This is a genomic window from Streptomyces sp. NPDC053673, from assembly GCF_055585225.1.
Map to the genome: position 1 here is coordinate 111,103 of NZ_JBVJKN010000019.1, position 14,202 is coordinate 125,304.

The 14,202-nt window shown below is 71.3% G+C and carries 13 protein-coding genes; 2 read left to right on the plus strand and 11 right to left on the minus strand.

Translation table 11 applies throughout. The features are described 5' to 3' along the window. Window positions 1-9: 9 nt before the first annotated feature. From cseC to ACZ6ZQ_RS25305, 6 genes are all read right to left on the minus strand, one after another. Complete coding sequence (gene cseC, locus ACZ6ZQ_RS25280; protein ID WP_469770780.1) at window positions 10-1,332, minus strand: two-component system sensor histidine kinase CseC; 1,323 nt, start codon at window positions 1,330-1,332, stop codon at window positions 10-12. A gap of 115 nt (window positions 1,333-1,447) precedes the next feature. After that, complete coding sequence (gene cseB / locus ACZ6ZQ_RS25285) at window positions 1,448-2,152, minus strand: two-component system response regulator CseB (RefSeq protein WP_469770781.1); 705 nt, start codon at window positions 2,150-2,152, stop codon at window positions 1,448-1,450. Window positions 2,153-2,225: 73 nt separating this feature from the next. Further along, window positions 2,226-2,834, minus strand: coding sequence for a hypothetical protein (locus tag ACZ6ZQ_RS25290; RefSeq protein ID WP_469770782.1), 609 nt, complete (start codon window positions 2,832-2,834; stop codon window positions 2,226-2,228). Between the two features lie 80 nt (window positions 2,835-2,914). Further along, complete coding sequence (locus ACZ6ZQ_RS25295; RefSeq protein WP_469770783.1) at window positions 2,915-3,493, minus strand: SigE family RNA polymerase sigma factor; 579 nt, start codon at window positions 3,491-3,493, stop codon at window positions 2,915-2,917. 177 nt (window positions 3,494-3,670) lie between these two features. After that, window positions 3,671-4,675, minus strand: a complete 1,005-nt coding sequence (locus ACZ6ZQ_RS25300; RefSeq protein WP_469770784.1) for an HhH-GPD family protein — start codon at window positions 4,673-4,675, stop codon at window positions 3,671-3,673. A gap of 22 nt (window positions 4,676-4,697) precedes the next feature. Continuing rightward, window positions 4,698-5,357, minus strand: a complete 660-nt coding sequence (locus ACZ6ZQ_RS25305; protein ID WP_469770785.1) for a phosphatase PAP2 family protein — start codon at window positions 5,355-5,357, stop codon at window positions 4,698-4,700. 185 nt (window positions 5,358-5,542) lie between these two features. Between ACZ6ZQ_RS25305 and ACZ6ZQ_RS25310 the strand changes: the two genes are divergently transcribed. Continuing rightward, entirely contained in the window at window positions 5,543-6,358 is an 816-nt protein-coding gene (locus ACZ6ZQ_RS25310) for a hypothetical protein (RefSeq protein WP_469770786.1), read from the plus strand. A gap of 204 nt (window positions 6,359-6,562) precedes the next feature. Here the strand turns inward: ACZ6ZQ_RS25310 and ACZ6ZQ_RS25315 are convergent, their stop codons facing one another. The 4 genes from ACZ6ZQ_RS25315 to radA all read right to left on the minus strand — a co-directional run bounded on the left by ACZ6ZQ_RS25315 (window position 6,563) and on the right by radA (window position 11,323). Next, window positions 6,563-6,829 carry a hypothetical protein gene (locus ACZ6ZQ_RS25315; RefSeq protein ID WP_469770787.1) on the minus strand — a complete coding sequence of 89 codons (267 nt, stop codon included), beginning with the start codon at window positions 6,827-6,829 and terminating at the stop codon, window positions 6,563-6,565. A gap of 16 nt (window positions 6,830-6,845) precedes the next feature. Then, entirely contained in the window at window positions 6,846-8,324 is a 1,479-nt protein-coding gene (locus tag ACZ6ZQ_RS25320; protein ID WP_469770788.1) for an NF041680 family putative transposase, read from the minus strand. Window positions 8,325-8,608: 284 nt separating this feature from the next. Beyond that, window positions 8,609-9,742, minus strand: coding sequence for a DNA integrity scanning diadenylate cyclase DisA (disA, locus tag ACZ6ZQ_RS25325; RefSeq protein ID WP_469770789.1), 1,134 nt, complete (start codon window positions 9,740-9,742; stop codon window positions 8,609-8,611). A gap of 171 nt (window positions 9,743-9,913) precedes the next feature. Continuing rightward, entirely contained in the window at window positions 9,914-11,323 is a 1,410-nt protein-coding gene (radA, locus tag ACZ6ZQ_RS25330; protein WP_469770790.1) for a DNA repair protein RadA, read from the minus strand. A gap of 220 nt (window positions 11,324-11,543) precedes the next feature. On the opposite strand from radA, the gene ACZ6ZQ_RS25335 reads away from it, so the two are divergent. Further along, window positions 11,544-13,286: a BACON domain-containing protein gene (locus ACZ6ZQ_RS25335; RefSeq protein WP_469770791.1), complete on the plus strand. Its 1,743-nt coding sequence runs from the start codon at window positions 11,544-11,546 to the stop codon at window positions 13,284-13,286. A 47-nt stretch (window positions 13,287-13,333) separates the two neighbouring features. On the opposite strand, the gene ACZ6ZQ_RS25340 is transcribed toward ACZ6ZQ_RS25335, so the two are convergent. Then, window positions 13,334-14,164 carry a DUF3109 family protein gene (locus tag ACZ6ZQ_RS25340; RefSeq protein ID WP_469770792.1) on the minus strand — a complete coding sequence of 277 codons (831 nt, stop codon included), beginning with the start codon at window positions 14,162-14,164 and terminating at the stop codon, window positions 13,334-13,336. Window positions 14,165-14,202: the final 38 nt, after the last annotated feature.

Below are 14,202 nucleotides of genomic sequence, written 5' to 3' on the forward strand. Positions count from 1 at the left end.
AGTCAGGAGTCAGACCGGGAGCCGGGGCATCGGGAAGCTGCCCGAGTTCGTCGGGGCGTGCTCCGGCAGCCACAGCACGGCGATCGCGCCGCCCGTGCCCGCTCCCGGCGTCATTCCCTCGGGGGCGGCGTTGCGGAAGGTCAGCCGGGCGCCGAGGACCCGGGCCTGGCCGGCCGCGATGGTCAGGCCCAGGCCGTGGCCCGTGCCCGCACGGTCGCTCGCCCCGGTACGGAAGCGGCTCGGGCCGTCGCGCAGCAGCGCCTCGGGAAAGCCGGGACCGTGGTCGCGTACCCGTACGACGCGGCCCTCGACCGTGACCTCGACCGGCGACTTGCCGTACTTCGCGGCGTTGGTCAGCAGATTGAGCAGGATGCGCTCCAGGCGGCGCGGATCCGTGTTGACCCACGACTCGTGCACGACGCGGACCACCACCGCAGGGTCCAGGACGGTGACCCGGCGACTGACGAACTCGCCGAGCGCGATCTCCTGGAGTTCGGCCCGCTCCGAGGCGCCGTCCAGCCGGGCCACTTCCAGGACGTCCTCGACCAGGATGCGCATGGCCCGGGCCCGGTCCCGTACCAGTTCGGTGGGGCGGCCGGGCGGCAGCAGCTCGGCCGCCGTGAGCAGCCCGGTCACCGGTGTGCGCAGCTCGTGCGCGATGTCCGCGGTGACCCGGCGCTCGGCCTCGATGCGCTCGTTCAGGGCGTCGGTCAGCGCGTCCACGGCCCGTGCGAGCTCGTCGGTCTCGTCGCGTACGACACCACCGACGGCATGGCGGACCCGTACCTCCGTGTTGCCCTGTGCGACCTTGCCGGCCGCGGCGGCGGCCTTGCGCAGCCTGCGCGAGAGCTGACCGCCGATCAGCACGCCCAGCGCAGAGCCGCCCAGGACCACTGACACCGAGCCGATGATGAGAGCCCGGTCGAGGTCCTTCATGATGGCGGCGCTGCGGTCGGAGAGGCGGTTGTGCAGGGACACCACATCGCCGTTGCCGAGCGGCACCGCGGCCCAGATGTCGGGGGCGCCGCTGTGGTGTTCCTGTACATAGGTGGCCTGGCGGCCGTTCCCGAGCAGCGCCTTAAGCTCCCGGGGGAGCGCAGGGTCGTTGAGCCTGGGACCGAAGTTGAGCTCGGGCTTCTGCTTCGCGGGATCGTAGATCCGCTGGGACCAGACCAGCCGCTTCATCTGCATGTCGCGCGCGTTGTCGAGCATCGAGACGCGGGCGGCGTTGTGCACGACGAGACTCAGCGCGAAGGCGATCAGGGCACCGACGGCCGCGATCGCGATGCTGATCTTCCATCTGACGCCGGTGCGCAGGGCGAGCCGCTTCATGCGGGGTCCTGTTCTGCTCTGGGATGTGGCCGGCGTGGGGTGGTTGCTGCCGGGGGTGCGGGGGGTGTCCCCGGGAGGTGCAGCCGTCCGACGCCGGTGCGCAGGGGGAGCCGCTTCATGCCTTGAGCTTGTAGCCGAAGCCGCGGACCGTCTCGATCCGGTCCTGGCCGATCTTCGTGCGAAGCCGCTGCACATGGACGTCGACGACCCGGGTGTCGCCGCCCCAGCCGTAGTCCCAGACGCGCTCCAGCAGCTTGTCCCGCGACAGCACCGTGCCCGGCGCGGACGAGAACTCCAGCAGCAGCCGCATCTCCGTCGGCGTCAGCCCGACCGGCTCGCCGGCCCGGCGCACCTCCATGCCCTCCGTGTCGACCTCCAGGTCACCGAAGGTCAGCACCCCGCGTTCGTCCGCCCGTCCCGGCTCGCCGTTGTCGCCGGCCACGCCGCCCGCGTGCCCGAATCGGCGGAGCACCGCGCGGATCCGCGCGACCAGCACCGCCCCGTCGAACGGCTTGGTGACGTAGTCGTCGGCGCCCGCCTCCAGGCCGAGCACCACATCGATCGAGTCCGCGCGGGCCGACAGCATGATCACGGGGACGGTCGACTCGTCCCTGATCCGGCGGCACAGGCTGACGCCGTCCAGACCCGGCAGCATCACATCGAGCAGCGCGATGTCGGGACGGTTCGCACGGAAGGCCTCTAGACCGGCGAGGCCGTCCGGCATGGCTGTCACCGCGAAACCGTCGCGCTCCAGCGCGAGCTGGGTGGCCTCGCGGATGACGTCGTCGTCCTCGACGAACAGCACATGTGTCTCGGCCATCCCGCAGCTCTCTCGGTTCTCGTCTCTCGATCAGCACTCGGTCGGTACTCGATCGGTGATCGGTCAGGGCAGGTCAGTTCTCACTCGGCGTGGCCGCCGTCGGCGGCTCGACCTCTTCGCCGCCGACCACTTTGCTGAACTCGTTCTCCACCCGGTCGTGCTCGGCGAACTTGTTCCCCGACCAGCGATAGGTGGTCACGATCTCGCCGGACGGAAACGAGACCGAATCGCTCTTCGCGTACACCTGCTTGGTGACGACGAGATCGCCGCGGTCGATCGTCGAATAGACCGCGGGCTCCTCCTGCGCGAAGACATTCTCGTACGTGCCGTCGTCCGCGCGGTACACATACGTACCGATGCCCACGGCGTCTCCGCACGTCATCACATTCACCACGACGTCGGACACAGGACCGTCGGTGAGGCTCCCGTACGACGTGTCGATCGGGTACGCATCCGCCGAGCAGGGTTTGAGATCGCCCTTCACGCGCTTGCTGACCTTCGGGTCGTCCATCAGCAGCTGGACGACGTCGACCTTCTTCACCGGCGAGGCGGTGGTGGAGGGCGCGACTGACGAGGGCGACTGCGCCACCGGGTCCGTACGCGCCGGTCCCTCGTCACGTGTCCCCGTACCGCCCGTCGAGCAGCCGACGGCGAACAGCCCGAAGGCGGCGAGCCCGGCCATCGCCGTGCCACTCGCCGCCCATGGACCGATGCCGCCTCGGGCACCGGCTTCTGCCCCGCCCCCGGGGCCGCTGCCTCTGGCTAGGCCGCGCAACGCTCCCGCCCCCGTTCCTCACGACGTGCTTGCGTGTTTTCCGTACGGTTCGAACGCTCCAGGGTCCGGGCGTTGTGACCACGGCTCTCCAGTTCCTGGCGGAGCCGGGCGAGCGCCCGGTGCAGCGTGCTCTTCACCGTACCTGTCGACATGCCCAGCGCGGCGGCGGTCTCCTCGGTGCTCATCTGCTCCCAGTGCCGCAGCACGACGACGCTGCGCTGCTTGGGCGCGAGCACCTTGAGGACGTCCATGAGCAGGGCGCGGTCGGCGTGCTGCTCGGTGGCGTCCTCCACGCTCGCGTCCGGCAGCTGTTCGGTCGGGACTTCTTCGAGCTTGCGGGCCCGCCACCACTCCGTACGCGTATTGATCATGACGCGGCGCAGATAGGCGTCGGCGAGGGACTTGTCGGCTATGCCGTCCCAGCGGCCGTAGGTCCGTACGAGGGCGGTCTGCAGCAGGTCCTGGGCGTCGACCGGGTCAGGGACGAGTCGCCTGGCGCTGCGCAGCAGCGCCTCCTGCCGAGTGCGTACGTACTCTTCGAATTCGAGCACCTCGCCGTGCGCCATTCCAACCGCCTCCGTCCCCGTCCGAGCCCCGTGACACGCCGTGTGTTTCCGTGGTCTCCCTTACGCCACAAGAAGCTACGGAGCAGTTGTCACGGGGCTGTGCGGAGAAGCCGTCGGAGCACGCACGGCCGTCCATCGGTTGTGTAACAGGCGGGTTGGCCGGTTGGCCGGTGATTCTCAGGTGAGAGGCAGGCGGAACCGGCCATTCTCCAGGGGTTCGACCAATCCGTCCGCAACCAGCCCATCCAGGGCACGCGCCCGTTGGACCGGCTCGTCCCATACCTGGTCGAGCACGGCACGCGGCACAGGCGTCACCGCTTCGCGCAGCACCGCCAGCAGCTTGCCGCGCACCTGGCGGTCCGTGCCCGCGTAGGTCTGGCCGCGTCGCGGAGGCCCGTCGTGCGCCGGCTTCCCGGCCAGCCGCCAGGCACACAGGCCGGCGACCGGGCAGCGCCCGCAGTCCTCGTTGCGTGCGGTGCAGACGAGTGCGCCCAGCTCCATCGAGGCCGCCGCCCAGCGAGCAGCCCGCTCCTCGTCATCGGGCAACAGGGCACGGGCCAGCCTGCGTTCGGCCGCGGTCGTCGCGTTCGGCGGGTACTGGATACCGGTCGCGGCGCGCGCGAACACCCGGCGGACGTTCGTGTCGAGGACCGGGTGCCGCTGCCCGTACGCGAACGACGCCACGGCCGCCGCGGTGTACTCGCCGATGCCCGGCAGCGCGAGAAGCTGCGCGTGCTCGCGCGGTACGTCGCCGCCGTGCCGCTCCGTTATCGCCACCGCGGCGCCGTGCAGCCGCAGCGCTCGGCGCGGATAGCCCAGGCGGCCCCAGGCGCGCACCGCCTCACCGGGCGCCTCGGCGGCCAGGTCGGCGGGGCGCGGCCAGCGGGCCAGCCACTGCTCGTACACCGGCAGGACCCGGCTGACGGGTGTCTGCTGCAGCATGAACTCACTGACCATCACACCCCAGGCGCCGGCCTCGGGGCGGCGCCAGGGCAGGTCACGGGCATGCTGGTCGAACCAGGCGAGGACGGGGGCGTGGAGGCCTGCGGCGGCCTCGGCGATGCCGTCGAGGCCGGACGGAACGCCGTCCGGGCCGGAGAGGACGCGGTCCGGGGCGGAGGGGACGGTGTCCAGGTGCGAAGGGACGTCGGTCGCGGGGGAGGGCATGTCGGTCGCAGTCATGGCACCTCCGATCCTGGCATGTTCAGCGCCGCGCGCGGCGTATGCGCTCCGTGACGTGCTCCGGTGCGGCGTACATGTCACCTGGCCCGGCGAGCCAGAGCGCGAGCGGCGACCGGCTCGTCCGCATGGTCCCGGCCAGGGACGCGGCCGGCCGGATCAGCGACCGGACGAACACGACGGCGACGGCCGCGCCCAGCAGCAGGCCCACGATCACGTCGTGCGGATAGTGGACCCCGACGAAGACCCGCGAGAACGCCATCAGCGCTGCCATGGGCACGGTGAGCCACGCGATCCGCGGCCGTAGGAGTACGAGCGCGACGGCAGCCGCACCGGCGATCGCCGAGTGGTTGCTCGGGAACGACCAGTCACCCGTCGGCGGGCACGGCACCAGCGACACCGCGGCCCCCGCGACCGCGCGGCACGGCCGCTCCTCGTCCACCAACGACTTCAGCGACTCGCTGCAGACATAGCCCGCGGCGGTCGCGAGCGGTGCGAGCACCGCCAGCGCCATGGCCCGTGCGTCCCCGGTGCGTGCCCGCCACCACGCGAGGACGAAAAGCGCGCCGAACAGCAGCAGCCCTGCCTCCGTCCAGAGTTCGGCGAGCAGTCGCACCCAGTGCGGGGTGGTGTGGGCGAAGTCGGTGAGGTCGCGGTACAGCCCGCTGGAAATGTCGCTGTCCATGACTACGGACCGTACGCGTACGCCCTGGTTCATCACCCTGTGCCATCGACCACGGCTGCCCCTGACGAAAGTCGGGGCCCAAGAGGGCCGTGTCCAGCGGGACATGTCGATGATCGGCAAATCTTGTGCATCATGAGCGGTGGGTGGGGCGGGAGTTGCATCCGATCTCTCGTACAGTTCGGTGCGTGGGATCTCTGCGCAATCCGGTCGGGCCGCTCCCCTCCTCCATCTACTGGCGGCGGAGGGCAGTCGCGCTGACCCTGATGGCGCTGCTCGCGCTGCTGATCGCATGGGCCGTCAGTTCCGGTGACAGCGGCGTGAAGAGCAGCGACGACGGCAAGCCGAACGACGCGAAGCCCGCGCCCTCCATCACTCCGGGACCCAGCGGGTCGGGTACCGCGATCAGTGAACAGCCGGGCGGGCGTGACGAGTCGGGCGAATCCGGCGGAAGCGACGGCACGGGCGGAGACGTCGGTACGGGCACGGACGCGGGCACCGCCGACGGTGGCAAGAACGGCGATCCGGGCGCGAGTGGCGCGGCGAACGGCGGCGGCGCGAGCGTGGGGGAGCAGGTCCCGGCGGGCTCCGCACTGCCCGAATGCGCCCCGGGCGCACTGAAGTTGGCGCTGCGCAGCCTCAAGCCCGCCTACGGTCCGGGCGAGACCTCCCGGTTCGCGTTCGAGGTGAGGAACACCTCGCCCGTGACGTGCAAGGCCGACTTCGGGCCGAAGACCGCGGTGTTGACGGTGTCGGCCATCACCGACGGGAAGAACGACAAGGTGTGGTCCTCGAAGGACTGCCCGCCCGGCGGGGGCACGCTGTTCCTGAAGTTCCCGGCGGGCCGGACCGTGACCCACACCGTCGACTGGGACCGCCGCAGGAGCAGCCCCCAGTGCGCGACCCCGCCCGCCGGCCCGGCGGCTCCGGGCTCCTACCTGCTGGAGGCCACGTACCCGGGAGCGACGGTGTCTCCCGCGTCGTTCCGCCTGGAGAAGGACTAAGGGCTGCCCCGCAATACCCACCGGGCGCACGACGACAGCTACGGCACCTCGCTGCGTTGTCGAATCGTCCCGATACATCCAGTATTGGGGCGACCCTCCGCCTTGCGATGCGTCCCCTCGGCCCTCCGGGCCTGGGGAGACCCCATGCATCTGACGCCGCGCGCTGGTCCGCCGGGTATTGCGGGACAGCCCTTAGCTTGTCTTTTATCGTCCGCCGCGGGTAAGCCGTGTCAGTGCTTCGGTAGGCGCGCAGAGCCAGTGCAGCAGTTGACTGTTCACGGCGAAGTAGTGGATGGTCACCTGCCCGTTGGCCTTGTCGAGGATGTCCGGGGCTGCTGCCCGGTAGATGTGTCGCAGGTAGCGGCGGCGAATCGGAGCTCCGGCCACCAGCAGTACTGGCGAAGCGATGATGATCGCTATGGGGGTAAACACCCTGGTCAGGGTCAGTTTGAGTGTCTCATCGACTCGCATGGGGTCAGTGTGGATGTCACTGCCGTTGCCTGTCATCTGTCCGGCGGGGTTTGGTGCCCACTTTGTGGTGGCTGGGTCGGCTGTATGCCTTGCCTGTGGCGAGGATGCGTCCCACGTCGTGGCGGGTGGCGAGGTGCCGGTTCTTCGAGCCGGGTGGGCGGCCGGGGCCGGGTCGGGTGGGTTTGGGTGCACGGGCCGGTGAGGCGAGTTTTGTGCGGAGGTTCCTGAACCCGCGCCGGACTCGGGCGGGGGTGAGTTTGTTCGAGGGGACGGGTTTCTCCCATGGGCGGCGTAGGTCGGCGGCCAGGGGGCGGGCGAGTCGGAGCTGGGTGTAGGCGGCGATGACCAGCCACGTCCAGCGGTCGGCTGCTTGCGAGTTACGCAGGCGGGGCCGGTTCCATCCGAGGGTCTGCTTGAGCAGGCGGAAGGTGTGCTCGACGTCGAAGCGTCGCAGGAACGACTGCCAGCAGCGGTCGACGTCTGCGGCGGTTGCGTCGGTGCCGGACCACCACAGCCAGACAGGCCGGTTCACTCCACCGCTGGGCAGCTTCTCGACGACGAGGCGGATGACGGTGCCTTCGATGATGGGTAGCGGGCCGTCGTGGTTGAGCCAGGCGGCTCGTCGGGTGAGCCGGGGGTGGAGCCGGTCCCAGGCTTGTGCGGTCGCGGTGCCGTAGTGGCGGGTGGCGGTGACGGTCAGGGCATGCTCCAGGCCCCAGGTGCTGGCATCGCCGAAGACGAACTCGCCGCCGTGCTTGGGCGGCCGGCCGCCTTTGGGGTCGTAGACACGTGGTGGAGTCGGCCGGCGCATCACCCGGTCCGAGCGGGGCCGGCCCAGGATCTGGACGGGCAGGTCGGCCAGGAAGTGGGTGATGCGGGGTGCGTCGTATCCGGAGTCGAGCACGACCAGGATTTCCGGATCCCCTTCGTGCCACTGGCCTGCGGCGATGAGGCGTTCGACGACGTCACGGAGCTGGGCGACGGTAAGCGCGGCGACGTCGGCGCCGGGCGCAAGGCGGACCGCGTCCAGGATCGCGGTCCAGGAGGTACTGCCCGTCTCCAGGGCAGCCACGAACGAGTACGGCCAGCCCGGAATCATCTGGTGCTTGGCCTCGCCGCGGCCATAGGTGTGGCAGAACGAGCGGTCCGGGCAGGTCGCGGCGTCGGGCCGCAGCCACGGCGAGACATCCACCGCCAGGACGAGCCGACCGTCCGCAGCCTTCGGCAGGGGTAGTGAGGCCAGAGCCCGGCGCAGTCGTGCAACGTCGATCCGGCCTCGGTTCAATCCGCCGTAGAGACCGCCGTGGCCACGGCGGTGTTCCGGCGCCAGCGCGAGGTCGACCAGGGTCCTGACCGGACCGTCCGTGCACAACATCGCATCCGCCAGCTCGAACAGCGCGTCACCTCGCGCGGTCAGGCACGCGTACAACTCCGTCCTGAAGCATGACAGTTGCCCGATCACGTCCTGCGAGGCACTCACACACGGCAGACTCATCCCCACGGCCTTCCTGCTGAGCGGTGTATCTGTGACGGAGCACAGCATCAGCGGAAGGCCGTTCCCACGTGCCCTGAACTGGGCAAACCCCACTCACGTGTGAAACACGTTCGACGCCGGACGATAAAAGACAAGCTTAGGGCCTGTCCGGTGGATCAGGGGCGGCTGTCCGTGCACGCGGGGACGGCGATACCGGCCGCGGGTTCCGGGCGTGACGACCGCGCGGCGAGGCACTGCTGCTGCGCCCGCGCAGCGGGCCGACGGACGGCTCCCGCTGCGCGAGCTCAGACGTAGCGCTCCAGGATGGACGATTCCGCAAGGCGCGACAGCCCCTCGCGGACGCTTCGGGCGCGCGCTTCGCCGACGCCGTCGACCGCCTGGAGATCGTCGACGCTCGCGGCGAGGAGCTTCTGCAGGCCGCCGAAGTGCTCCACGAGGCGCTCGATGATCGCTCCGGGCAGCCTCGGCACCTTCGCAAGGAGCCGGTAACCGCGGGGGGACACCGCGGAGTCGAGGGTCTCGGGCGAACCGCTGTATCCCAATGCCCTTGCCACGATGGGCAGTTCCAGAAGCTCGGCGTGGGTCAGCTCGTTCAGCTCGACCAGCGCCTCGTCGACCGTGCGGGACCGCTTCGCTGTCGGCTCCGGGACGTAGTCGCGGATGACCAGCTCCCGCTCCGGCTCCACGCCCGCGATCAACTCGTCGAGCTGGAGGGCGAGCAACCGCCCGTCGGTACCCAGCTCCACCACGTACTCCGCGATCTCCGTGGCGATCCGGCGCACCATCTCAAGGCGCTGTGCGACCGCCGTGACGTCGCGGACGGTCACCAGGTCCTCGATCTCCAGTGCGGAGAGCGTGCCGGCGACCTCGTCCAGCCGGAGCTTGTACCGCTCCAGGGTCGCCAGTGCCTGGTTCGCCCGGGACAGGATCGCTGCGGACTCCTCCAGGACGCGCCGCTCCCCGTCCACGTACAGCGCGATCAGCCGCATCGACTGGGACACGGAGACGACGGGGAAGCCGCACTGCTTGGAGACGCGGTCGGCGGTCCGGTGCCGGGTGCCGGTCTCCTCGGTCGGGATGGACGCGTCCGGGACCAGCTGGACGCCGGCCCGGAGGATCTTGGTGATGTCCTTGTCGAGGATGAGGGCACCGTCGAGCTTGCACAGCTCGCGCAGCCGCGTCGCCGTGAACTCCACGTCCAGCACAAAGCCGCCCGTGCACATGGATTCGACCGTTTTGTCCATTCCCAGGACGATCAGGCCGCCCGTATTGCCCCGGAGAATGCGCTCCAGGCCGTCACGCAGGGCGGTGCCCGGGGCGACCGCACTGAGAGAGGCGCGCATCAGCGCTTCCGTGCCGGATCCCCCGGAGCCTCCGCCGGACTTTCCGGGTGCTGAGCCCCGGTCGTTGGCTGCCACTGCACTCCTCCGGCTCGTACGGACTGGCGAGACCAGGGCAAAGTCTAGCGACCCCGGCCAGGCCCGGGCGGCGTCGCGCGGGGATGGCTGTCGCCCGGCTCCTCCCCCGTGGTCCTTCGGGCACGGGAGGTGCCCCCGCCGTCGACCGCCCGTGAACCGGCCGCGGCCGCTTTACGGGCGGACCTCCTCGCCCCGTGGGGCCTTTGCCCTGCGCCCGTGCGGGAGCACCCTGAGCGCGTCCCCCATGTCGGCGACTTCCGTGACCTTCATACCGGGCGGGACCTTGCCCGGGTCGGACGGGACCAAGGCGTGTGTGAAGCCGAGACGGTGGGCCTCGGCCAGCCGGCGCTGGACGCCCGTGACCCGTCTCACCTCGCCCGCGAGACCCACCTCGCCGATCGCCACCAGGTTCTTCGGCAGCGGGGTGTCACTGGCCGCGGAGGCCAGTGCGAGGGCGATCGCGAGGTCCGCGGCAGGCTCGGAGAGCTTCACACCGCCAACTGTCGCGCTGTAGATGTCCCTTTTGCCCAGAGCGCTGATCCGGCCCCGCTGCTCCAGTACGGCCAGCATCATCGACACCCGGGACGTCTCCAGACCGGAGGTCGTGCGCCGGGGCGACGGGATCTGCGAGTCGACGGTCAGCGCCTGCACTTCGGCGACGAGCGGGCGGCGGCCCTCCAGCGTCACCGTGAGACAGGTGCCCGGCACGGGCTCGTCGCGCCGGGTGAGGAACAGCCCGCTGGGGTCCGCGAGGCCGGTGATGCCCTCGTCGTGCAGCTCGAAACAGCCGACCTCGTCCGTCGCTCCGTAGCGGTTCTTGACGCCCCGTACGAGGCGCAGACGGGCATGCCGGTCGCCCTCGAAGTGCAGCACGACATCGACGAGGTGCTCCAGCAGCCGCGGGCCCGCGATCGCGCCGTCCTTGGTGACGTGGCCCACCAGCAGTGTGGACATGCCCCGCTCCTTGGACGCGCGGATCAGCGCACCCGCGACCTCGCGGACCTGGGCCATACCGCCCGGCGCCCCGTCGATCTCGGGGGAGGCCACCGTCTGGACCGAGTCGAGGACGAGCAGCGAGGGCTTGACCGCGTCGAGGTGACCGAGGACGGCGGAGAGGTCGGTCTCGGCGGCGAGATAAAGATGGTCGTTCAGCGCGTCGATCCGGTCCGCGCGGAGGCGGACCTGGCTCGCGGACTCCTCGCCCGTGACGTACAGCGTGCGGTGGTCGCTGCTCGCCGCCTTCGCCGCGACGTCGAGCAGCAGCGTGGACTTGCCGACGCCCGGCTCGCCCGCGAGCAGCACGACGGCGCCCGGGACGAGACCACCGCCGAGGACCCGGTCCAGCTCGTCGACGCCGGTGGTGCGGGCGGTCGCCTGCCGGCCGTCGACCTGCCCGATGGGCAGTGCGGCGTTGGTGACGCGGCCGACGGCGGTGGTGCGGACCGCGGGCGCGCCGTACTCCTCGACCGTGCCCCAGGCCTGGCACTCGGGGCAGCGGCCGAGCCACTTGGCGGTCGTCCAGCCGCATTCGGTGCATCGGTAGGACGGCCGGTCCTTCGCGGATTTCGTACGGGCAGCCATGCGGGAAACCGTAGCGGGACCCACTGACAACGCGGCACCGGAGCAGGAGTAGTCCCCGTGACGCGCGCACATTCATCGTGCATACGCCCCGGGCGACAACCACAATCACACGCGTGGAAGCAAATGCTCCTGTCCTCTTTTGAGGGATACGTTCACCCGTAAGGATTAAATGTGCTCAAGCGGCGCGAAGGGTGTGCCTTCCGCTGCCTACGGTCGCCGGGTGACGAGCAGCATGCTGGAGCCCCCCGCACACACCAACGGCGCACACCGGACGAAACGCCGAGCGCCCCGGCCGGCCCACGGGCGGACGCCGCCCGCGCGGTACGAGGGCCACCTGGACGGGCTCTTCACGTACTGCCTCTCCGTGCTCTGCGACCATGCGGCCGCCACGGCCGCGCTGGGTGAGGTCCTCGCCATCTCGGAGCGGCACTACGGCCGATGTCCTGACGGTGAGGCCGAGCGGAAGGCCTGGCTGTACGCGCTCGCCCGGTGGGCCTGTCTGCGCGCCCTCAGCGAGCAGCGGCGCCGCAAGCGGCAGGGGCCGGGGGCGCACACAGGCCGGTCCGCCGCCCTGTCGGAGGAGGCCGCCCCCCTGGAGTCCGCCGAGTCCGCCGAGTCCGCCGAACGTCACCGTGCCGAACTCGCCGAGCTGGCCTGGCCGGAGGCCGCCGGCACCACCCCCGAGCAGCGCGAGGCGCTGGAGCTCGCCGTACGGCACCGGCTCGGCGCGCGCGAGGTCGCCGCCGTCCTCGGCATGGAGCCCGTTGCCGCGCGCGAGCTGCTCGCGTCCGCCGCCTGCGAGGTGGAGCGCACCCGCGCGGCGCTCGCCGTCGTCGAGACCGGCAACTGTCCGTCCGTCGCCCGGCTCACCGGCGACCACCAGGTCCTGCTCTCCGCGACGCTCCGACGCGAGCTCGTCCGCCATGTCGACGACTGTCCGCGCTGCCGCCGCGCCGCCGAGCGCGCGGGTGCCGCGGGGCCCTGGCCGGGCTCGACCGTCACCCCGGCGACGCTGCCTCTGGTGGCCGCGCCGCGCGCCGAGGCGTACGGGGCGATGCTGCACGTCCCCCGGGCCCGCGCGGCGGCGCCGCGCTTCGGGCGCGACGGCTTCCCCCTGGACCCCAAGGACCACGTGGCCCGGCGCAACCGGCTGCGCGCAGGCGCGGTCACCACGACCGTCGTCGCGACGGTCGTCGCCGCGCCTGTCCTCGCGCTCTGGGCGGCGTACCGGGGCGCCCCCCTGACCGGCGAGCCCCACGAAGGCTCCTTGTTCTCCGCGAGCGAGGCGGACGAGCCCCGAGGCCTGGACGGCGACCCGTACGGCCACTACGAGAACGCGGGGAACGCGCGCGAGGAGCCCGGCTCCCGCTTCACCGTCGGCGGCCTCCCCCGCGCCGAGGCGGCGGGGATCTCCGTCGAGGTCGTCAGCACCGGCCTGCCGCCCGGAGCGCCGTCGGCTCTGGGCCAGGCGCCGGGCCAGGGCCCCGGCCGGCTCACGGTCGAGGCGCAGCCCTCCGGCGACACCACGATGATCACTCTCAGGGCCTCCGGCGGCGCCCCCGTCACCTGGTCCCTGTGGACGGACGCCCCCTGGCTGCACGCCAGCCGCACCTCCGGCACGCTCAGCCCCGGCGAGTCGGTCACGGTCCACATCTCTGTGAACCACGCAACGGAACCGGCCGGCCCATGGACCGCCCGCGTCGGCGTCGATCCCGCAGGTACGGTGCTCAGGATCGACGGCCGCGGCTCCGTTCCGTCGGAGCCCCCTTCGTCTTCCGAGCCCCCGCCGTCGGAGCCGCCGCCGTCTTCCGAGCCCCCGCCGTCGGAGCCGCCGCCGTCTTCCGAGCCTCCGCCCGCGTCGGAGCCGCCGCCTTCGTCGGAGCCCCCTTCGTCACAGCCGCCGCAGTCCCCTGCGGACCCGGCCTCCCCACCCGCGAGCGAGGACCCCGCGCCCTCCGGCTGACGAAGCGTTTCTCCCGTCCGGGCCCCTCGCTGGGCCCCGGACAGCGCCTAGGCCGGATCCGCCGGGTGCGGTGCCACCAGCGGAAGCTGCGACGCCAGACGTGCCTCGCACAGCTCCACCAGCACCTCGTACGCGGCCTTGCCCATCAGCTCCGTCAGCTCGGGGCGGTAGGTCACGTAGACCGGCTCGCCCGCGCCATGGGCCGAGGTCGCAGATGTGCACCACCAGTGGAGGTCATGGCCGCCCGGGCCCCAGCCCCTGCGGTCGTACTCGCCGATCGAGACCTGGAGCACGCGCGTGTCGTCGGGCCGGTCGATCCACTCGTAGGTCCGGCGCACCGGCAGCTGCCAGCACACGTCGGGCTTGGTCTCCAGCGGCTCGCGGCCCTCCTTCAGCGCCAGGATGTGCAGCGAGCAGCCCGCGCCGCCCGCGAACCCCGGGCGGTTCTGGAAGATGCAGGAGCCCTCCCAGCGGCGCGTCTGGCGGTCCCCGTCCTCGTCGAGCTCGACCCAGCCCGACTCCGTACCGACGTCATGGAACTGCCACAGCTCCGGCGTGAGCCGGGCCACATGACCGGCGACCCGCTTCTCGTCGTCCTCGTCGGAGAAGTGCGCCCCGAGCGTGCAGCAGCCGTCGTCGGCGCGGCCCGCCTGGATGCCCTGGCAGCCGCTCCCGAAGATGCACGTCCAGCGCGAGGTCAGCCAGGTCAGATCACAGCGGAAGACCTGTTCGTCGTCGGCGGGGTCGGGGAACTCGACCCAGGCACGCGGAAAGTCCAGCCCCTTCTCGTCCGGCTCGACGCGTGGAGAGCGGGGAGAGCTGTTCGCGGACTTCTTCGGCTTTGCTTTGTCCGGCTTCGCCTTTTTCGTCTTTGGCACGAGTCAAGGGTATGCGCGCTGCCGCAGTAGCGTTCCGT